Annotated in this window: 18 protein-coding genes; 10 read left to right on the top strand and 8 right to left on the bottom strand. The window is 61.4% G+C overall.

The window, feature by feature from the left end; genetic code table 11:
* Window position 1 precedes the first annotated feature (1 nt).
* Both zipA and ligA read left to right on the top strand, forming a co-directional pair.
* A complete protein-coding gene (gene zipA / locus ACJO3T_RS13080; protein WP_406978730.1) occupies window positions 2-1033 on the top strand; it encodes a cell division protein ZipA in 1032 nt (343 codons plus the stop codon).
* Between the two features lie 38 nt (window positions 1034-1071).
* A complete protein-coding gene (gene ligA / locus ACJO3T_RS13075) occupies window positions 1072-3102 on the top strand; it encodes an NAD-dependent DNA ligase LigA (protein WP_406978729.1) in 2031 nt (676 codons plus the stop codon).
* A gap of 24 nt (window positions 3103-3126) precedes the next feature.
* On the opposite strand, the gene ACJO3T_RS13070 is transcribed toward ligA, so the two are convergent.
* The 6 genes from ACJO3T_RS13070 to flgA form a co-directional block, all read right to left on the bottom strand.
* Window positions 3127-3759, bottom strand: coding sequence for a CBS domain-containing protein (locus ACJO3T_RS13070; protein ID WP_406963041.1), 633 nt, complete (start codon window positions 3757-3759; stop codon window positions 3127-3129).
* Between the two features lie 83 nt (window positions 3760-3842).
* Entirely contained in the window at window positions 3843-5732 is a 1890-nt protein-coding gene (gene mnmC / locus ACJO3T_RS13065; protein WP_406978728.1) for a bifunctional tRNA (5-methylaminomethyl-2-thiouridine)(34)-methyltransferase MnmC2/FAD-dependent 5-carboxymethylaminomethyl-2-thiouridine(34) oxidoreductase MnmC1, read from the bottom strand.
* A gap of 3 nt (window positions 5733-5735) precedes the next feature.
* On the bottom strand, window positions 5736-6368 hold the full coding sequence (locus tag ACJO3T_RS13060; RefSeq protein WP_406963045.1) for a peptidylprolyl isomerase: 633 nt from the start codon (window positions 6366-6368) through the stop codon (window positions 5736-5738).
* Between the two features lie 123 nt (window positions 6369-6491).
* The gene (locus ACJO3T_RS13055; RefSeq protein ID WP_406978727.1) at window positions 6492-6962 is read right to left on the bottom strand and encodes a flagella synthesis protein FlgN; all 471 of its coding nucleotides are present in this window, start codon (window positions 6960-6962) and stop codon (window positions 6492-6494) included.
* 8 nt (window positions 6963-6970) lie between these two features.
* Window positions 6971-7300, bottom strand: coding sequence for a flagellar biosynthesis anti-sigma factor FlgM (gene flgM / locus ACJO3T_RS13050; RefSeq protein WP_406963049.1), 330 nt, complete (start codon window positions 7298-7300; stop codon window positions 6971-6973).
* Between the two features lie 214 nt (window positions 7301-7514).
* Entirely contained in the window at window positions 7515-8219 is a 705-nt protein-coding gene (gene flgA / locus ACJO3T_RS13045) for a flagellar basal body P-ring formation chaperone FlgA (RefSeq protein WP_406963051.1), read from the bottom strand.
* 293 nt (window positions 8220-8512) lie between these two features.
* Between flgA and ACJO3T_RS13040 the strand changes: the two genes are divergently transcribed.
* The 8 genes from ACJO3T_RS13040 to ACJO3T_RS13005 all read left to right on the top strand — a co-directional run bounded on the left by ACJO3T_RS13040 (window position 8513) and on the right by ACJO3T_RS13005 (window position 15280).
* Window positions 8513-9442, top strand: a complete 930-nt coding sequence (locus ACJO3T_RS13040; protein ID WP_406978726.1) for a chemotaxis protein CheV — start codon at window positions 8513-8515, stop codon at window positions 9440-9442.
* A gap of 56 nt (window positions 9443-9498) precedes the next feature.
* A complete protein-coding gene (locus tag ACJO3T_RS13035; protein WP_406978725.1) occupies window positions 9499-10332 on the top strand; it encodes a CheR family methyltransferase in 834 nt (277 codons plus the stop codon).
* Window positions 10333-10413: 81 nt separating this feature from the next.
* Window positions 10414-11346, top strand: a complete 933-nt coding sequence (locus tag ACJO3T_RS13030; RefSeq protein WP_406978724.1) for a LysR family transcriptional regulator — start codon at window positions 10414-10416, stop codon at window positions 11344-11346.
* 58 nt (window positions 11347-11404) lie between these two features.
* On the top strand, window positions 11405-11776 hold the full coding sequence (locus ACJO3T_RS13025) for a DUF7352 domain-containing protein (protein WP_406963059.1): 372 nt from the start codon (window positions 11405-11407) through the stop codon (window positions 11774-11776).
* 108 nt (window positions 11777-11884) lie between these two features.
* Window positions 11885-12829: a sodium-dependent bicarbonate transport family permease gene (locus ACJO3T_RS13020; protein ID WP_406963061.1), complete on the top strand. Its 945-nt coding sequence runs from the start codon at window positions 11885-11887 to the stop codon at window positions 12827-12829.
* A 163-nt stretch (window positions 12830-12992) separates the two neighbouring features.
* Window positions 12993-14054, top strand: coding sequence for an endonuclease/exonuclease/phosphatase family protein (locus ACJO3T_RS13015; protein ID WP_406978723.1), 1062 nt, complete (start codon window positions 12993-12995; stop codon window positions 14052-14054).
* A 92-nt stretch (window positions 14055-14146) separates the two neighbouring features.
* A complete protein-coding gene (locus tag ACJO3T_RS13010) occupies window positions 14147-14353 on the top strand; it encodes a DUF2905 domain-containing protein (RefSeq protein ID WP_406978722.1) in 207 nt (68 codons plus the stop codon).
* Window positions 14354-14362: 9 nt separating this feature from the next.
* Window positions 14363-15280 carry an ROK family protein gene (locus ACJO3T_RS13005; RefSeq protein ID WP_406978721.1) on the top strand — a complete coding sequence of 306 codons (918 nt, stop codon included), beginning with the start codon at window positions 14363-14365 and terminating at the stop codon, window positions 15278-15280.
* Between the two features lie 7 nt (window positions 15281-15287).
* Here ACJO3T_RS13005 and ACJO3T_RS13000 read toward each other — a convergent pair whose 3' ends face one another.
* Window positions 15288-16235, bottom strand: coding sequence for an AEC family transporter (locus tag ACJO3T_RS13000; protein WP_406963069.1), 948 nt, complete (start codon window positions 16233-16235; stop codon window positions 15288-15290).
* A 55-nt stretch (window positions 16236-16290) separates the two neighbouring features.
* Entirely contained in the window at window positions 16291-19410 is a 3120-nt protein-coding gene (locus ACJO3T_RS12995; protein WP_406978720.1) for an AAA domain-containing protein, read from the bottom strand.

Raw genomic sequence — 19410 nt, 5'->3', positions numbered from 1 at the left:
TATGTCGCTTCGGGAATGGTTAATTGCCATTGGTGCCCTGATTATCATCGCCATCGTACTGGATGGCCTGCGCCGTATGCGGCGTGCCCGCAAGGACGCCATCGCCATTTCCAGCGGCATGGGCGCGGATGATATCGAGAATTCTCCCCTGGATGATGACTACAACCCGGAGCTGCCCCACGGGGGCGCCCGCCCGGTGTCCCGGGACACTCTGGAGGAGCGTGGCTACGTGACCGCCGCGGTGCCCTCTGATACCGACCTTTCCGAGCCCCCGGGGCCGGAGACAGCGGAGCCGGAGCCCGAGCCAGAATCCGATGTTCCTTCCTTTACCGCCTCCGAGCCGGAGCCGGAACCCGAGCAGGCAGCCGGTCTGGCGGAAGAACCGGTCACCGCCCAGCAGGACGACCCGGCAGGCGATGAGGAAGTGGCTGGCGAAATGCGCACTGTGCGCAAGCCACGCCGTCCCGAGCCCCGCAGGATGGGCCGCCGGAAGGACCCGGAACCACCCACCGTCACTGATGTGGAGGAGGACACCGCCAGTCGTGGCGGGGCGGCAACGGAGCCCCGCGAGGGCCAGCCCAAGGCCGGTGCCAACCGACCGCCGGCGGAGGAAGTGCTGGTGATCAACGTACTGGCAAGGGAACAGGATGATTTTTCCGGCAAGGCCCTGAAAAAGCTGTTCGAAGCCTGCGGACTGGAACACGGCGACCTGGACATCTACCACCGTCACGAAACGCCGGAAACCACCAGCCCCGTTCAGTTCAGCGTTGCCAACGCGGTGGAGCCCGGCACCTTCATTCCCGATGAGATGGAGGAGATGTCCACCCCCGGCATCAGTTTCTTCATGAGCGTGCCTGGTCCGACCAACTCCATGCAGGCCTTTGACTTCATGCTGGAGACCGCTCAGGCTGTGGTACGCAACCTGGGAGGCGAGCTGAAGGACGAACGCCGCAGCGTGATGACCGCCCAGACCATTGAGCACTGCCGTCAGCGGATCCGCGAATACGAACGCAAGCGCCGCTCCAGGCACTGACCTACCGCGACCAGGGCCCATCCCGGAATAGAAGAGACATGAGCCAGACCTCGTCTGTTGAACGCCGTATCCAGGAACTCCGTCAGGTCATTGACGACCACAATTACCGTTACTACGTGCTGGATGAACCGGCGGTCCCGGATGCGGAATACGACCGCCTGATGCGCGAACTCCAGTCACTGGAGGCGGACCACCCGGAGCTGGTGACCGCGGATTCGCCGACCCAGCGGGTGGGTGCCACCGGCGATAACACTTTCGCCGAAGTGGTCCATCGCCTGCCCATGCTGTCCCTGGACAACGCTTTTTCCGACGATGAACTGCGCGATTTCGATCGACGGGTCCGTGACCGTCTGCCGACGGACGACCCGGTGGAGTATGTCTGCGAGCCCAAGCTCGACGGGCTGGCGGTCAGCCTCCACTACGAGAAGGGGCTGCTGACCCAGGCCGCCACCCGGGGCGATGGCTACACCGGCGAGGACATCACCGCCAATATCCGCACCATTGAGTCCGTGCCGCTCCGCCTGCGGGGGAAAGACCTGCCGGACGTGGTGGAGGTGCGCGGCGAAGTTTACATGCCCCGGGCAGGGTTTGAGGAGCTGAACCGCAGGCTCGCCGACCAGGGAGAAAAGACCTTCGTCAATCCCCGCAATGCCGCTGCCGGCAGCCTTCGCCAGAAGAATCCGAAGATCACCGCCCGCCGCCCTCTGGAGATTTGCGCCTACAGCGTGGCAGTGCCCGATGAAGGGATTCTGCCGGATACTCACTATGCCTGCCTGAGAATGGTTCGCGACTGGGGCTTTCGCATTAATCCGGAGATGAGTCTGGCCACCGGCCCCGATGAATGCCTGGAGGCTTACGAATCCCTGCTCGAAAAGCGCGACAGTCTGGCCTACGAAATCGACGGCATTGTCTTCAAGGTCAACAGTCTGGACTTTCAACAACAGCTGGGCTTCGTCTCCCGGGCGCCGCGCTGGGCCATCGCCCAGAAATTCCCGGCCCAGGAGGAACTGACGGTACTGGAGGCCGTGGAATGGCAGGTGGGCCGAACAGGTGCTGTCACCCCGGTGGCCCGGCTGAAGCCGGTGTTTGTGGGCGGTGTCACGGTGAGCAATGCCACCCTCCACAACATGGATGAGATACGGCGGCTGGACGTACGCATCGGCGATACGGTCTTTGTACGGCGCGCCGGTGACGTCATTCCCCAGGTGGTCAAGGTGGTCGCTGAGAAACGTCCGGGCAACGCCAGGGAGATTGAGCTACCTGAGCAATGCCCGGTCTGCGGCTCCGAAGTCGTTCAGATTGAGGACGAGGCGGTGGCCCGTTGCAGCGGCGGCCTTTACTGCCCCGCCCAGCGCAAGGAGGCGATCCGCCACTATGCGTCCCGCAAGGCGTTGGATATTGAGGGGTTGGGGGAGAAGTGGATCGACATGCTGGTGGAGAAGGAGATGGTCAACACCGTCGCCGATCTTTACCAGCTCCGCAAGGCCGACTTGGTGCGGCTGGACCGGATGGGTGATAAATCCGCCGACAACCTGCTCAAGGCGATTGATGACTCCCGCACTCCGGAGCTCTGGCGTTTCCTCTATGCCGTGGGTATCCGGGAAGTGGGGGAGGCCACGGCCAAGGGCCTGGCCATGCATTTCGGTACCCTGGAGAAGATTGCCGCGGCCTCCGAGGAGGATCTGGAGGAAGTGCCGGACGTGGGGCCGATCGTGGCCGGACATATCCACAGCTTTTTCCGGCAGCCCCATAACCAGGAGACCATTGATGAGTTACGGGAGCGCGGCGTGCAGTGGCAGTCCGTTGAAGTAGCCGAACCTGCTGCTTTGCCCCTGAAAGGCGAGACCTGGGTTCTGACGGGAACCCTCTCTGAAATGACCCGGGACGAGGCGAAGGGGAAGCTGGAGAGCCTGGGGGCCAAGGTGGCCGGCAGTGTCTCGAAGAAGACCAGTTGTGTGGTGGCTGGCGAGGCGGCGGGGTCCAAGCTGGCCAAGGCGGAGTCGCTGGGTGTGAAGGTCATGGATGAACAGGAGTTTGGTGAGTTCCTGGCAGGCTACAAACTGACCTAGAAGCTATAGCCAACTAAAAAGAAGCTAAACCTCACCCTCCTGCTGACTCAAACTTGCGTAAAGCCGCAGATAATCCGTGCTGGTGATAATGCCGGTGGGGCTGCCATCGGCGCCGACCACCAGGGCGGCGTCCAGTTGGTGGGCCAGCATCAGGCGGGCGAGCTGATGGGCATCGGTCTCCGGGGAGGCAGTCAGGAACGCCGGCAACTCAATGTTCTGGAAGCTCTGAGAAATGTCGTGATGATGGTTCTCATGGAGCCAGGCCAGTATCCAGCGGGTATCCACCAGGCCACCGACCGCACCGTCGGCGGTGATCACTATATGGTGTATGGCGTGCTGTTCCATCTCATCGAGGGCATCGGCCAGGGTGGATTCCGCCGGTAGCGAGTGAATCCAGGGGCTGCAGACCCGGCTGACCGGCAGATAGGCGCGTTCCGGTTCCGGCTCGGCATCCTCCGCCTGGCTGTAGTGGGCTACGGCACGCCGGGCATGGACTTCCCGGGCCTGCTGGAAGGCCCCATCGGAGATCTCTTCACTGCTTTCCCGCAGCGCATGGGATGCACTGGTTTCCTCCAGGCTGCCCACGCGCCTGCTGCGGAAAATTTCGGGCAGACGGGTTCCCGTTGGTCGTCCGGGTTCGCTGACGTGAATGGCCATTACTGCTCCTGATGGTCCGGGTAGCCGGATATGACTACGTTATACCCCTTTATCGGCCAACAGGGAAAAAACTGGAACGCAAATCAGGCAATGCGGCTGGTTGCCACCGGCTCGGCGAGACAGCGCTTGGGATCAACCCTCGCAGCCAGGGACCGGGGCAGGGCAACCGGCTGGTCACAGAGGCAGTCCGCCAGGTATTCCGCCAGTAGCGGGGCCCACATCAGCCCCTTGCTACCCAGGCCGGTGAACAGCCAGGCGCCGTCCAGTACCTGCGCCTCACCATTGACCAGGGGGCCGGCGATTGGCTGGTAGTCATGGGTGGTGCAGCGGAAGGAGACCCGTCCGGAAGCTGAGGACGCCGGGTTTTCTTCACTGAGTACACCCGGCAACATGTCGGCCAGTGCATCGATGTTTTCCTGGTGGCTGCTGAGCCGTTCCTGTGGGTCGGAATCATGCAGGTCGAAGGTGGCGCCAGTGATTACCTGACCATCCATTGGCGGATTCAGGTAGCGGGTTCCGGTGACCACGGCCCGGGGTTGGGCCGTGAGGGAGGCAACCGGCAGCGCCGTCACCTGGCCGCGTATGGCTTTCATGCGGTAGTCGCCCAGTACCGGCATCAGTGAACGTGTCTGATGGCCGGCGGCAATGACCACTGCATCGGCCAGCAGGTCCTGCCGACCTTCTCCGGAGAGGCACCAGCGGCTGTTGCAGGGCAGCAGGCGGGTGGCCCGGAAGCCGAACTCGGCCTGGATATTCGGGTGCTCCAGCAGGGTACGGCACAGGCGTGCCGGCTCCAGCCAGCCGGATTGCCCGAACCAGAGCCCGCCTTCGGGGCAGGGCGCGCCGGTGAGCGTGGCGGCCTGTTCGGCGGAAACCGGGCGCAGGACGCTCTCGGGATACTGGTTCTGTTGCAGGAACTTCTGTTGACGCTGCTGCTCTTGCTCCGACCCGGCCATCATCAACAGGCCGGTGTGGTGCCAGACGTCAGGAGTATTCAGCGGGTAGTAGCGCTGTGCGTGGAGCAGGGCCGCCAGGCTGAGTTGTGTCTGGGCATTGAACTGCACGCCCAGCTTGGCATACAGGGCGCCCTGGGCATTGCCGGACGCCCCGGCGCCGGGTCCTTCGGCCTGATCGGCGACGGTCACCCGCACACCCCGTTCCGCCAGGTTGCGGGCCAGCAGGCTGCCGGCCAGTCCTGCGCCCACCACCAGGACAGACCTGGGGGCTTCACAGGTCTGGCGACCATTATCGGGCAGTTCACCCCGAATCATGTCCCGTTTGTGGCCGAATCCGGCGACCTTCTCCATCCGGAATCCGGCCTCGGCAAACCCCCGGCGGATACGGCCAACGGAGGTGAAGGTGGCCAAGGTGGCTCCGGGGCGGCTGTGGCCGTGAACCAGCTCAATAATCCGTTGTTCCCAGAGGTCCGGGTTGCAGGCCGGGGCGAAGCCGTCCAGGAACCAGGCATCGGCCCGGAACGAAAGATCTTCCAGGGCGTCCACTGCATCGCCCAGATAGAGGGTCAGGCGGACCCGGCCACTGTCCAGTACCAGCCTGTGACAGCCCGTGACCAGCGGCGGATACTGCTGCTGAAGCGTCTCGGCCAATGGCGACAGTTCTGGCCAGAGGGCAAGGGCCTGACGAAGGTCGTCGGCCTTCAGGGGGTAGCGTTCAACGGAGACAAAATGCAGGCTGGCACCGGACGGGGCATGGTCCCGGAAGGCCTGCCAGGCCGCCAGGAAGTTCAGTCCGGTGCCGAATCCTGTCTCCCCGATCACAAAGGTGTCGCCCTCGTTCAGGCTGGCGAAACGGTCGGGCAGGCGGTTCTGACCCAGGAACACATAGCGGGTTTCCTCCAGTCCGTTCTCCCGGCTGAAATACACGTCACCGAAGCGGGCGGACACAGGCTGGCCGTCGCGCCACTCCAGGGTTGCCGGTTCAATGGAAGGCAGGGATGGGGCGAGTGGTTCCATGGGCTACTGCTCGTTGTCGATAAGTCGGATCGACTGGATGACGACCGGTTCCACCGGTACATCGGCCATGCCGTTGGCGCGGGTGGTCTGTACGTTGGCGATGGCGTCCACCGCCCCCATTCCCTGGGTCACGGAGCCAAACACGGCATAGCCGGGTCGTGAGCGGGTGGCGTTCAGGTGCGGATTGTCCGCCAGGTTAATAAAGAACTGGGAGGTGGCGGAGTCCGGATTCTGGGTCCGGGCCATGGCAATGGTGCCACGGAGGTTCTTGGCGGTCTGCCGGGACTCGTTCCTGATGGGGTCGTCGGTGGCTTTCCTGCGGAGGTCGCTGTCGAAGCCGCCGCCCTGGATCATAAAGCCGGGAATCACCCGGTGGAAGGTGGTGCCGTCGTAGAAGCCCTGCTCCACGTAATCAAGGAAATTGGCCACGGTGTCGGGGGCGATGTCCGGCCGGAGGCGAATGTCGAAGGCGCCTTCGGTGGTGGATACCCGCACCTGGGGCAGATCGTCATTGTCAGCGGATGCGTCCTGGGCCTGGGCGGAAAGGGTCCATCCAAGCATGGCCAGCAGCAGCGTGATGATCGCCGCGAAGTGGTTCAGGCTGGCGGCAGGGGTGTGAATGCGCAGGCGGTCCATGACGAGCTCCGTTCGGTGAATGACCGCCCGAAGTTTACCAGAAACCGTGGGGCCAGTGACCCCCGGTTGCCGGGCAAATTACCAATTCGTCTGGATTCTTGTGCGCCTGATTGCCGTCGGACACTAGGCGCTGGCGAGGATGTTTCTCTGGCCAACGGAGGTTTGCTGGCCGCTGGCACCGTACAGTTTCTGCTGCCCGGAACTGCCGCGGAAGATATCCGTCAGCTTTGCAAGCCGTGCCTGGAGGTGGCTGACCACCTTGCTGTTCTGCTGGTTCAGGGTATGGCAGTCGGCGAGGGCGGCCTGGGCCTGTTCCCAGCTCCGGTAGAGATCGCTGAGTCCGGCGCTGCGGATAAAGCGGGAGGGGTGCCCCTGATCCGGCCGGAATCCCATTTCGACCAGCAGGTGCACCTTTTGGCGGGCACGTTCCCGGATACTGGTCAGGAGCGTGTTCTTCTGTTCCGTCAGCGGCTCGATGGCGCGGACATCCGCATTGGCCAACAGGGCCTTCTCTTCCTCCAGCAGCGTTGCGAGTTGCCGGAGCTGGTCCAGGTCCTGGTCAAGGAGTGCCTGGAGTCTGTCTACGGTGGCCATGGTTTACCTCACCCGAAAATGCTTTTATCCATCTCAAGCATTTTCTGGGCCACTTTCTCCGCATCCACCTTGTAGGAACCGTCCGCCAGTGCAGCGCGAATCGCTTCCACGCGGCTGTCGTCCACTTCCGGATAACTGTCCAGTTTCTCTCCCATCTGCCTGAGCTCCTTGGCCTGTTTGCTCAGGTTGACGTTCTCGCCACGGGCGGACTGGGCCTGCTTGCCGGCCTGTTCGGCGGGCGCCGGCTGGTTGCCGGTTTTGGCGTCAGGGGCCTTGTCCGTGGTGGTTTTGGGGGAGTTAACCTGATTGTTGCCAATGCCGTTAAAGTTAACTGCCATGACGATACCTTCTCTAGCTGCTTGCCGCTCCGTGGCGGTCGAAATTTGGGTCTTGCCCGTTTATCGACGGGTTTGGCCCTTTCTTGAGTAAAACTTTGTTCATCTTTTGTCGGGGTGTGAACCGGTTACCCTCTATCCCCTTAGCAGCGGCTTGCTGCCGGCAATCCGATGCCTGTTCCGGCAGGTTCTTGCCGCGTACTGTTCATGCCGCCTACTACATGGCCACCTCAACCTGACCCGGTGCCACTACCCGGGCCCGCAACGTCCGGGACGACGACAGGTTCTCCACCAGCACCTGCTCGCCGATCCGGGCGTTGGCCAGTGCCTTGCCCCGGGTGCTCACGGCGAACCCCTGGTTGCGGGCAGTAATCATAACATGGTCTCCCCGTGCCACGGCATCCGGCGTCATCACCAGGTGCGGCGTGAAGGGCGTACCGGCCCTGACGGAGCGCTTCATTTCCAGTCCGACCAGGTTATCCAGCCGGGTGATGGTTCCTTGCCGCACTGAGTTCACCTGAACCCGCTCTGTGGTTACCATGGCGCGGGTAATCCGGTCACCCCGGTTCAGGGGTCTGGCTGCTACCAGGGCATCGCCGTGAATTTCAAGGGATACCGACAGGTACATCCGCCAGGGCCGCTCACCCTGACAGGAAACCAGCAGGGATGGCTGGGTGGATTCCATTGGGTCGCTACTGAACTCAACGTCAATCCGCCCGTCCGCGCAGGGGGCCAGCTTGAGGCGCGGATCCAGACTGCCGAGGGTGAAACTTGCCTCGAGTCCTTCGTCCTCCTGTTGGCGGACGAAATCCTCCATGAAGGCCCGACCGGCGGCCAGAATGTCATCCGGACCCGTCGAGTCAGCCGCCAGGGCGGTACTGGCGCTGATGGCGATAAGGATGATGGCAATTAAACTGCGCATTTGGCCGGCTTTGTCCTATGCTGTCTCAAAAGGCGCCAGAAAACGTGGTTGTCGGTGGAGCCGGGCTCTTGCAGAGGCTCTAAACTTTCCCGGATACCAGCCGTTACATACCTCAGCCCCGGGCGACGCTACAATGCGACGACTGAGGCATTAAGGAAGCTGGATCGTCGGGTTCTTGTCGCTCCGTCCACTTTCCTGGCCATATATCTATAACTAAGCAACTACTGTGCCCGGTCTGCCCTTGAGGATTCTCCGGGGCGGTGAGCTGCCAGCACAGTTTCCGGGAGTTTCGAATGGCAGGCGTCCTTGACAGTGTTAACCAACGCACCCAGCTGGTGGGGGAGAATCGCCTTGAGTTGTTGCTGTTCCGCCTCCGGGGGCGTCAGCTTTATGGCATTAACGTCTTCAAGGTCAAGGAAGTGCTGCAGTGTCCCAGGCTGACCTCCATTCCCAACAGCCGCTCGGTGGTGCGGGGCGTGGCTCATATCCGTGGAGAGACCATTCCCATCATCGATCTGTCCATGGCAATCGGCGGGCCGGCGCTGCCGCACGACCAGGTGTCCACCAGCTTCGTGATCATCACCGAATATAACCGGCGCACCCAGGGATTCCTAGTATCCGGAGTCGACCGGATCGTGAACATGAACTGGGAGGACATCATGCCACCCCCCAAGGGTGCCGGAAAGGAAGTCTACCTGACGGCGGTGACCCGTCTGGACGATGCCCTGGTTGAGGTAATCGATGTTGAAAAGGTGCTGTCCGAGGTGTCCCCCCTCAAGGAAGATGTGGGTGAGGAAGTTCTCTCCCGCAATACCCGGGACCGCAGTGCTTCCCGTCCGATTCTGGTCGTGGATGACTCATCGGTAGCCCGGCGCCAGATGGTCCGCTGCCTGACCGCCATTGGTCTGGAGGTGGAGTCCCGCAATGATGGCAAGCAGGCGCTGGAGTACCTGAAAGAGATCATCGCCGACGGCAGTCGGATCACGGACCACGTCTCCATGGTGATCTCCGATGTAGAGATGCCCGAAATGGACGGCTACACTCTGGTCGCAAGATGCAAAAATGACCCGGCACTCAAAGACCTGTACATTATGCTCCATACGTCGTTGAGCGGTATTTTCAATCGGGCAATGGTGCAGAAGGTAGGGGCTGACGATTTCATGGCGAAGTTCAGCCCCGACGAGCTTGCTGAGCGGGTGATGGAAATACTCGACCGTGAATAACGGGCCTGCCGGCATCGGCACTCCCGTCTGACATTTCAATCGACCGCAGAGATCTGATGAAAGCAGACATCACTCCCCAGGAATATGATGCCTTCAAGAAATTCCTGCAGGATGCGTCTGGCATCCTGTTGGGTGATAACAAACAGTACCTGGTGAAAAGCCGTTTACGCCGGCTTCTTGAGGACAATGCTCTGGAGTCCCTGGGCGACCTGTTGCAACGTCTGCAGCGCCCCGGATCCACGCAACTGAAGGAAACGGTCATCGATGCGATGACCACCAATGAAACCCTCTGGTTCCGGGATACCCATCCGTTCCGTATCCTCTCCGAAAAACTGCTGCCGGAGCTGGCGGCAAGGGGCAGCACCCAGCCCCTGAGGATCTGGTCTGCTGCCTGCTCCACCGGACAGGAACCTTATTCCATTGCCATGGCCATCGAGGAATACAAGCGGTTCCAGCCCGGTCGGCTGAAGAACGAGGTGAGGATCACCGCCACTGACATCTCCCGCTCGGTGCTGGATACGGCCAAGCGGGGAGAATATGAGATGCTGGCCCTGGGCCGTGGTCTCTCCCAGGAACGGCTTCGGCATTTCTTCACCGCCCTGCCCAGTGGCGGCTGGAAGGTTAAGCCCCAGGTTCAGCGTATGGTGGAATTCCGGGAGCTGAACCTGATGGACCGTTACGTGCTGGGGCGGTTCGACCTGATCTTCTGTCGCAACGTACTGATCTACTTTTCCGGGGAACATAAACGGGACATCCTCACCAGGATGCACAGTTGCCTGAATCCAGGGGGCTACCTCATACTGGGGGCTTCGGAATCGCTCAACGGCTTGTCCCACCTGTACGAAATGGTCCAGTGTCATCCCGGTATTATTTACCGCCGTAAACAGTAACGACTGGCAACAGCCACCGGATTCCCCGCGATCACTGAACCGGAATCCGGCTGACATCAGCGTGGCCATGGAACAATCCGGATGAACCCGATCAATTTCCGTCATCTCTATTATTTCTGGGTGATTGCCCGGGAGGGGGGCATCCAGCGCGCCAGTGAGATACTCGATCTTACCCCTCAGACCCTTAGCGGCCAGCTCGCAACCCTGGAGAACGAACTGGGTGGTCCGCTGTTCCTGCGCAGGAACCGATCCCTGAAGCTGACAGATTTTGGCAACGCGGTGTATGGCTATGCGGATGATATGTTCAGGGTTGCTGAATCCCTGACTGAAATGGTCCGTCGGCCTCCCGAGAACCGTCCGCTCTCGCTGACCGTCGGGTTGTCGGCATCGATTCACAAGCTAATCGCCTACCACCTGCTGGGGCCGGCCCTGGGGCTGAGTCGCGAAGTGCGCCTGCACTGCCGGACCGGTGACAACAACAGCTTGTTGGAGCGGTTGGCAAGAAAAGAGCTGGAAGTGGTGCTTACCGACCGGCAACCCGGCCCCGGTCAGGCTGGTTCGTTCCTGGCCCACCGCCTTGCGAGTTCATCCATCTCCCTGTTTGCCTCCGCACCACTGTCAACATCCCTGCGAGAGGGATTTCCAGGAAGCCTCGACGGTGCGCCGTTTCTGGCCACTTCGGTGGACGCTCCCTACTTTACGGAACTGATGAACTGGTTTGCCCGCAAACAGGTGAAGGTGCGGGTGGTGGCGGAAGTGGATGATAGCGCTCTTATCAAGGTTTTCGGACGGGAAGGGCTGGGCTATTTTGCTGCCCCCACGGCGATTGCCGATGAGGTCTGCCGGCAATACAAGGTGGAAACCGTAGCCCGTATTGATGATGTGCAGGATATACTCTATGCGGTGACTCGCGCTGGCCGCATCCATCACCCAGCAGTGGAGGCCATCGTCCAGCCACGGCCGGACCTGCAGAGTGGTTCGAAAAAAGCGAACAATACTGCTCAGAAAAGTTGATTCATTGCGAGCTTCCCGCAATGCAGTATTGGCCTGTCGATGACACAGGAGACCGCCCATGAAAACCATTCACAAATTCCGTATCAATGCAGGCAAGGAAACTACCCGTCTCACCCTGAAGAACGGATTCCGAGTGGTACGGTGCGAATATCTGGTATCGGAGAAGGGGGTTTATCTCTGGATCGAACAGCCTTTGAAAGTGACGACTCCAACCGTGGAGCGACGGTTCCGGGTCGCGTTCTCCGGTGAGCCGGTGCCCGAAAACTATCAATACCTCGGCACGGCACTTGACCCTTTCGGCCCGGAGGCCTACCACGTATTTGAGGTGCCCGCCGGGGCAGTTTCGTCCACGGTGGAGGCGTCCGAACGACACACTGCAGATCCTGCATTGATAGGTCAGACGCGTTATCGGCCCATTGCAGCGAACTGAGTGACCGACACACTGAACCTTTGAGGGCCCACCGCGGGCCCTTTTTTTCGCACGTTACCAGGCAGAGCCTGAATGGCTCTTCTGAGCCACCTGCCTCAGAGATTTCAAATGCCGGATATTGTTGTAATGTTCTTCCTGCTGGGCCTGGTTGCCGGGGCCCTGCGATCAGACCTGGAAATTCCCAAGGCCGCCTACGACGTGCTCAGTCTGTTGCTGATGCTCACCATCGGATTGAAAGGTGGCATGGCGCTGCACGGCAACCTCAGTGTCGAACTTTTTGCTGAACTGGCGGTGGTCGCGGCGCTCGGCTTTGTGTTGCCATTCGTGCTGTTTCCGGTGTTGCGATACGTGGTTGGTCTGAATGTGGCCAATGCCGCCAGCCTGTGCTGCCATTATGGCTCCGTCAGCGCGGGAACCTTTGCAGTGGCTATGGCCTGGGTCGAGGCACGCTCATTGCCAACGGGCGGAGAGGTCACCCTGTACCTGGTATTGCTCGAACTGCCCGCTATTCTGATGGGGCTCTGGTTCTACCGCCGTTTCTCCGGTGAAAGGCCCCGTGATACAGGTTCGATCCCGTTATGGCAGGAAACCCTCACCAACCGCAGCGTGGTTCTTCTGGTTGGGGGTGTCATTATCGGCATGCTCTATGGTTACGCCGACGGCGACAAGGTGACTGCCCCACTCACTGAGGCCTTTTCACTGATCCTGGCTCTGTTCCTCCTCGAGATGGGACTGGTGGCCTCTGAAACCCTTCGTCGCCTGCGGCTGGGGGACTGGAAACTGCTGGTTTTTGCGGTAGCCGCGCCGCCGCTAATGGCATTGCCGGGGCTTCTGGCAGGGGCGTGGATCGGTCTTGAAACGGGCAACCTGGTGATCCTGGCAACCCTGACCGCCAGTGCGTCCTATATTGCGGCACCCGTGGCAGTGCGACACGCCATTCCTGATGCCGATATCGGCATGGCGATGCTGGCGTCTCTTGGTATGACATTTCCGTTCAATGTCATGCTGGGTATTCCGCTGTATGGGTTGTTTGCTGGCTGGCTCACGGCCTGAGACAGTAGTTCCGGCGGGCTGGGGGCTCCCGGAGAGCACGCTGAAAAAGTCATAATTTGCTATGGTGATGGATGAACGCAGGGAAGACGTCAGGGTGTATGGCGGTCTTCAGTGCCGGGGATGACAAAGGCAGTTGCTGAACCCACTGTAGTCGGGAGACCAGATGACAGGACCTATTCTTCTCAGTGCCGCCCTGGTACTGCTCGCGGTCACGGTACTGGGAAGGGTGCCAGTACATGACTGGTGGGCCAGGGCCTGTGAATTTCCCCGCCTCCAGATAGCAACCCTGGCGCTGGCCGTGATGGTGCTGTCGCCCCTTGCCGACACGCCCTGGCGCTGGTGGGTGTTGGGGGTGGGGCTGTTCGTGCTTACCGTACAGCTTTTTCGTATCCTTCCCTGGACCCGCCTTTGGCCGTTGCAGGTCCAGCCTGCCGAGCCAGGGCAGGAAGACCGGTGTTTCACCCTGATGGTCGCCAACGTGCTGACCTCCAATCGGAACAGCGACGACCTGATACGCCAGGTCCGGGACCGGGAGCCGGACGTGCTACTGACCCTGGAATCGGACCAGTGGTGGGGCGACCGGTTGGACGAGGCCTTTGGTGACTGGCCCTGTATCATCCGTATTCCCCTGGACAACCTCTACGGCATGCACCTGTATTCCCGGTTGCACCTGGAAGAATCGGAAGTGAAGTATCTGATCCAGGACGATATTCCCTCCATCCACGGCTGGCTGAAATTGCCTGCTGGCTACAGGATCCGTTTCCATGCGGTCCACCCCAGACCACCGGCGCCCAGTGAGAGCAAGGAATCCCTGTGGCGGGATGCGGAGCTGTTGCTGATAGGGCGGGAGATCCGCGAGGCGGGGCACCCCTCGGTGGTGGCCGGCGACCTGAACGATGTGGCCTGGTCACGTACCACACGGTTGTTCTGTAAGGTAAGCAGCATGCTGGACCCCCGGCGCGGGCGGGGCATGTTCAGTACTTTCCACGCCGGGCACTGGTTCCTGCGTTGGCCCCTGGACCACGTCTTCACCAGCGAGCATTTCACCGTCGGTCACATCGAGCGACTGGATTATTTTGGCTCGGATCACTTCCCGATCCTGGTAACCCTGTGCTACCGCCCCTCCCGGGCCGACGAACACGAGGCTCCCGAGGCTGACGGCGAGGATCGACAGGAAGCCCGGGAAACCATCCGGGAAGGAAAAGCCCGGGAGCAGGGATCCTGACCATGCCGGGGCGTTTTGCGTCAGGGTGGTCCTTCCTGCATTCTGTAAACCGTAATGCGAGCACTACGAGCTGGAACGGGAGGCCTTCATCCATGGCACGCTGGTTCATCGTCGCCGGAGTGGTTCTGGTGGTGATCGGGTTGATTCTCCATTTTGCGCCCGGTCTGGTGCAGTGGTTCGGCAAGTTGCCGGGGGATCTCCACTGGCGGTCGGACCGTACGCAGGTGTTCATTCCCATCACCTCCATGATCGTGATCAGCGTGGTGCTGACCATCCTGCTAAACCTGTTCAACCGGTGAATAGTGCCCATGAAGGAAGACTGGCTGATCGGCATTGACCTGGGCGGCTCCAAGACCGAGGTGATCCTGTTGGATCACCACAGCAACGAGCACTTCCGCCAACGCCTGCCCACACCCCGCAATGACTATCCAGGCACCCTGGAAACCATCGCGGAGCTGGTTTCTGAGGCGGAACGTCACGCCGGCTACCAGGGGCTATCGGTGGGGGTGGGTATTCCCGGTTCCGTCTCCCGGCTGACCGGTCGGGTCAAGAACGGCAACTCCACCTGGCTCAATGGCCAACCCATGGCGGATGACCTGGCCAGGTTGCTGGACCGACCTGTGACTCTCACCAATGATGCCAACTGCCTGGCCCTGTCGGAAGCCACCGATGGCGCCGGCGTCGGCCATGAGGTGGTGTTCGCTGCCATCCTGGGAACCGGCTGTGGTGCCGGTATCAGTGTCAACCGCAGGCCGCTGACCGGCCCCAATGGCGTTGCCGGGGAGTGGGGCCATAACCCCTTGCCCTGGACACCGGATGAAGAACTCCACGCGCGTCCCTGTTTCTGCGGGCGTAATGGATGTAACGAAACCTTCCTTTCCGGCACTGGCATGGCCCTGACCCACCGGCTGCTTTGGGGTGAGACCGCCACCACTCACGCCATCGTTACCGCCGCCCGGGAGGGTCAGAAACAGGCACGGGAAACCCTGAACCAATATCTGGATCAACTGGCCCGGGGGCTGGCAGCGGTGATCAATGTGGTGGACCCGGACATCATCGTACTGGGGGGTGGTATGTCCAATGTGGCGGCGATCTACGAGGCATTGCCGCAACGGCTGCGACACCATGTGTTCGGGGGAGAGTGCGATACCCCGGTGGTCCGGGCGACCCATGGCGATTCCAGTGGCGTGCGTGGTGCCGCCTGGCTTGGCGGGACAGGAAGCTGAATGGCGGTCAGATAGCTCCCGCACTCTCCAGGACAAACACTCCGAGGGTGATGGTGACACTGGCCAGAAGTGTAGTCATGGCGACAATATTGGCGGCCATGCGGGCATTTCCACCCAGGGCTTTTACCATCACAAAGCTGGCGGCGGCAGTGGGACTGGCGAAGTACAGGAACATCAGGCCCAGCTCCCGCCCCTCGAATCCCAGTAGATAGGCAGCGCCGGTGCAGAGGGCTGGCAGGGTCAGCATCTTGAAACCGGCGGCCCCGAAGGCCGGGCCACTGTCGCTGCGAATAGCGTTGACGGAGATGGTGGCGCCGATGCAGAGCAGAGCCAGGGGCAGGGTGAGGGAGGCAAAGTAGTCGCCACTGGTCATGACCCATTGCGGCAATACGATATCCCACCAGGCGAAGGGCACGGCTATGACGACCGCCAGGATGAGTGGATTGCGTGCGATATCACCCAGGATGTGCCCCCAGCGGAGCTTCTGTTCTGACTGGTAGGTCAGCAGGACCACGACCGAGAGGATGTTGTAGGAGATAATCACCAGCCCCAGCAGGATACCCCCGGCAGACAGGCCGTAGTCGCCATACATGCTGGCGGCCAGGGCCAGCCCCACAATGCCGCAGTTGCCACGGAAGCAGCCCTGGACGTAGACGCCCCGGTCCGGCCTCGGCACCCGCCACAGCGCCCACAGCCAGGCCAGTGCGAAACTGCCCAGGGTGGCCAGCAGGAAAAAGCCGAGCAGACCGGGGTTTAGGGCCGTGTCCAGATCCGCCCGCAGGATGCTGAGGAAGATCAGCGTTGGCAGCGTGGCACGGAAGACCAGGGCTGATGCGGTGTTTACAAAGTCGGAGTCGATCCAGCGGAGCTTACGCAGACCTAGACCAATAAAGACCATGGCAAAAACGGGCAGGGTGGTCTCAAGGGTCCTGAGGAAGATCTCGGCAAGGGTCATGGTGGCACCGGGTGGTTGTGGAGCCTGCTAACGTTAAGGACTGCACTCAACTCTGTCAATTGAGCCGATAGTCGGAGACTCTGTCCGTGAGACGCTGCAGCTCATCCATGGTAGAGGCCATGTCAGTGGTTCCCAGCTCGGCCAGTTCCCGGGCCAGGTTCACCAGCGAGCTCACCGCCTGATCGCATTCCGCGATCCGGCTGGTGATCGCTTCCTGCAAATCCTCGGGCGCGCCGAGCTCCCGGAAACTCTCCAGGATCAGGCAGATGCCCTCGAGTTTGCGCTCGGCCTGGCGGAGCAGGGAGATCCGGGTCTGATTATAGCGCTGGTAGGTCAGTTCATCGGGGGCGAAGTGCTGTTTCAACCAGAACTCCACCAGGTTTCCCGCCTTGTGGAGGCGGTCGAAGAGTTCAGCGGGTGACGGCCCGCCGGAACCGTTCACTGGGCCCAGCTCCTTCAGTCGACGATAGAGCGGCGATTTCAGGGGCTGGTTCAGCGGAGCACCGTGTTTGTCAATGGAAAGCCGGTGTTCCAGGTCCGCCAGTACCTCATCACGCCGCTTCAGCCAGTGCTGGCGGGCGATGGGAGCCAGTATCAGTCCCGCCCGTTCCAGCAGCCGGTAGCGGGCGGCGTCCCAGGCCTTGCCGACTTCACAGCCGGCGTCCCGGCGACCCACAAGGTCAATGGCCACAAGCTGTTCCTCCGTTTCCACGGCCAGTTCCACTACCTGGCCGGCAAACGGCAGGTTGGGGCGGGCCCTCAGCCCCCGGTTGGCAAACCAGGTGGACAGCGTCTCAAGAATGGGATCACTGGCTGTTGCCGTTGATTCGTGGTGAGCATGATCCTTGCGGAACTGCTGCCCGTGGCGAACGTACCGGCTCGCCAGCCGTTCGGGCTCCGCCTCGATAAGCCCCTCACCATGGAAGAACACCTGACGCTGGCGGGCCCGGGTGATCGCCACATTGAAGACGTCATCCCGTTCCAGGTAACGCTGTGTGCCGTGGACCTGACCTGGCCATGCGCAGGAAGCCACCAGCATGATATCCCGCTCATCCCCCTGGAAGGCGTAGGGCGTGCCGACCCGTAACTGGTGGCGGCTGATGTCCTCCAGGGAGATCTCCCTGGTAATGCGGTCTTCAAGCATCATCGCCGTGGCCCTGACCATTCCAAGCACCCCGATACCGGGCGGGCTCGACGAGTCCCGGTACTGGTTGATCAGGGTGTGGAGCGTTTCCATCACCCGTTCCACCTCCGCCAGGTTGACGTTGTCCTTCTCCTCCACCGGGCACGCCATGGTCTGCAGCGGCTGGTCCGGTTGGTTCTGGCGATGGGTGGTCAGTATCTTTATGCGTTGCTGGTAGAAACGGTCATTGCTGAAGTCGATCAGCATCGGGTTGCTACGGAAGTGCTCATCCAGGAACGACAACGCGTTGCGGTGAGGCAGGGCGTCTATCGCGTAGTCGAGCAGAGACCGGGAACGGTAGTCGAGATCCAGTGTGGCGTTCTTAAGGTCATGCCTGAGAACCGCTTCCTCCTGAACCTTGCGGGCCAGGAAGGAGTAATGCCGGAGTTGCCGGGGATCGCCAACGATCACGGCCCGCTTGCCCCGTTGCAGGGCCGGCAGCGCCTGGGGCAGATTGCACTGGGTAGACTCATCCACAATGACCAGGTCGAAGAGCTCGGTGGTCATGGGGACCGAGTCGCTCAGGTCGCCCGCGGACACGATCCAGACCGGGAAGACCCGGGTTAGGGTTGACCAGTCCAGAGCCTCAAAGCGCTCATTGCGCCGATGGCTCGCCCTGGAGCGCAGGGCCATGGAAAGGGTGGCCAGGGCATCGCGGTGATTGGCCAGCAGCCCGGAGAGCCGGGCATCAAGCTGTTGCAGGAGATAATCGTGCATGCAGGCCTGGTGATCGGAAATCGACATCTGCAGTTCCTGCCAGCGCTGGGTGAGCAAGGGCGAACGCCAGGTGCGAAGGGCTGACCACCAACGCCTCAGCCAGGCACTGGGCCCGACGCCGGACTCGGTAGACCGCTCGGCGTCTGCAACAGCCCGGAAGAACGACCCTTCGGCATGGCGAAAGCGCCGGGAAGTGTTCTCCAGCCGTTGGGCGGTCCTTGCAAGGACGGCCTCATCCGCCGGTGGCTCCTGCTCGCCCTCAAGCCACTGGTTGATCTGGTCCACCAGATCCTGCTGATAGTTGCCGCGGCCGGGGCGAAGGATAATAGGTTCCGCCCCCTCCAGCATGGTGGCAATCTTGTTGCGGACGACATCCGCAGACTGGTCATTGCTACAGACGACGAGGGTGCTGCACTGGTTGATAACAGCGTCCAACACCTGACAGGCAATGGTGTGGGTCTTGCCGGTTCCGGGTGGGCCGTTGATGACACTCAGGGGGTGGCGCCCGCCGTTGAGGACCGCCTGCTCCTGGGCTTTGGTCAGGCTGGTGGGGAGCAGTTCGGGGGTGCTGCTGGCCTCGTCCTGGTCAGTCGGTGGACCCAGTCCGATAATCTGTGCCGCTGGCCCTGACAATGGAACCGCACGCTTCGACATTTCGGAAAGCTCATGCAGGACGCTGCTTGAAAGTTGCGACCGGCGACGGAGCAGCAGCTCCAGGGGGACCACCTCATCGTTCGCCTTCACTTCAAGCCCGTACCGGCTGAAGAGTTCTGCGGACAGATTTTGCCAGCGTACCGGACTGTCCGGGAGAGGAAGATCTTCCAGTGCCGGATAACGCGATACCAGGTCGGGGTTTACCACCAGGTTACCGATCTCCAGCACCGTCAGTTCTGCAAAACGGGTCGGCAGGTCGTCGATACTCCCGATAAACAGGGGATCGCTACGAACAAGGCTCCTTCCCAGGCTCTCGTAGTAGGACTTATAGGTGCCGAGGCAGGCGACCAATTGATAGTCCTGTCGGAGCATCTGGTAACGGTTGGCGATTTCTTCCATCTCGTCTGAAGTGGTGAAATCCCCGATGCACAGCCGACAGGGCTGAGCGTTCGTCTTCGGAAACTGGTGGTAACCATTGCCGGGGTCCAGGGACGCGGTCAGCAGGTGGCGGCTTCCCCGGCGAAAGTTATCGACCGTATCGTGGTGGGCAAACTCCCCCTCCAGGCAGTCATGGAAATAGGCGATCAACCGCCCGGACAGGTCGTTGGAAGGTACTGCCAC

It is taken from the genome of Marinobacter shunpengi (assembly GCF_045449715.1).
Lineage (GTDB): Bacteria > Pseudomonadota > Gammaproteobacteria > Pseudomonadales > Oleiphilaceae > Marinobacter.
Note: the sequence above shows the minus strand (reverse complement) of the source record. Positions and strands in the feature narration are given on the sequence as shown.

Coding starts and splice junctions, on each gene's coding strand:
- ACJO3T_RS13015 (WP_406978723.1), top strand. CDS start 12,993: ATGACAGGACCTATTCTTCTCAGTGCCGCCCTGGTACTGCTCGCGGTC.
- ACJO3T_RS13020 (WP_406963061.1), top strand. CDS start 11,885: ATGCCGGATATTGTTGTAATGTTCTTCCTGCTGGGCCTGGTTGCCGGG.
- mnmC (WP_406978728.1), bottom strand. CDS start 5,732: ATGGAACCACTCGCCCCATCCCTGCCTTCCATTGAACCGGCAACCCTG.
- flgA (WP_406963051.1), bottom strand. CDS start 8,219: ATGCGCAGTTTAATTGCCATCATCCTTATCGCCATCAGCGCCAGTACC.
- ACJO3T_RS13030 (WP_406978724.1), top strand. CDS start 10,414: ATGAACCCGATCAATTTCCGTCATCTCTATTATTTCTGGGTGATTGCC.
- ACJO3T_RS13040 (WP_406978726.1), top strand. CDS start 8,513: ATGGCAGGCGTCCTTGACAGTGTTAACCAACGCACCCAGCTGGTGGGG.
- ACJO3T_RS13070 (WP_406963041.1), bottom strand. CDS start 3,759: ATGGCCATTCACGTCAGCGAACCCGGACGACCAACGGGAACCCGTCTG.
- ACJO3T_RS13000 (WP_406963069.1), bottom strand. CDS start 16,235: ATGACCCTTGCCGAGATCTTCCTCAGGACCCTTGAGACCACCCTGCCC.
- ACJO3T_RS13035 (WP_406978725.1), top strand. CDS start 9,499: ATGAAAGCAGACATCACTCCCCAGGAATATGATGCCTTCAAGAAATTC.
- ACJO3T_RS13060 (WP_406963045.1), bottom strand. CDS start 6,368: ATGGACCGCCTGCGCATTCACACCCCTGCCGCCAGCCTGAACCACTTC.
- ACJO3T_RS13025 (WP_406963059.1), top strand. CDS start 11,405: ATGAAAACCATTCACAAATTCCGTATCAATGCAGGCAAGGAAACTACC.
- flgM (WP_406963049.1), bottom strand. CDS start 7,300: ATGGCAGTTAACTTTAACGGCATTGGCAACAATCAGGTTAACTCCCCC.
- ligA (WP_406978729.1), top strand. CDS start 1,072: ATGAGCCAGACCTCGTCTGTTGAACGCCGTATCCAGGAACTCCGTCAG.
- ACJO3T_RS13055 (WP_406978727.1), bottom strand. CDS start 6,962: ATGGCCACCGTAGACAGACTCCAGGCACTCCTTGACCAGGACCTGGAC.
- ACJO3T_RS13010 (WP_406978722.1), top strand. CDS start 14,147: ATGGCACGCTGGTTCATCGTCGCCGGAGTGGTTCTGGTGGTGATCGGG.
- ACJO3T_RS13005 (WP_406978721.1), top strand. CDS start 14,363: ATGAAGGAAGACTGGCTGATCGGCATTGACCTGGGCGGCTCCAAGACC.
- zipA (WP_406978730.1), top strand. CDS start 2: ATGTCGCTTCGGGAATGGTTAATTGCCATTGGTGCCCTGATTATCATC.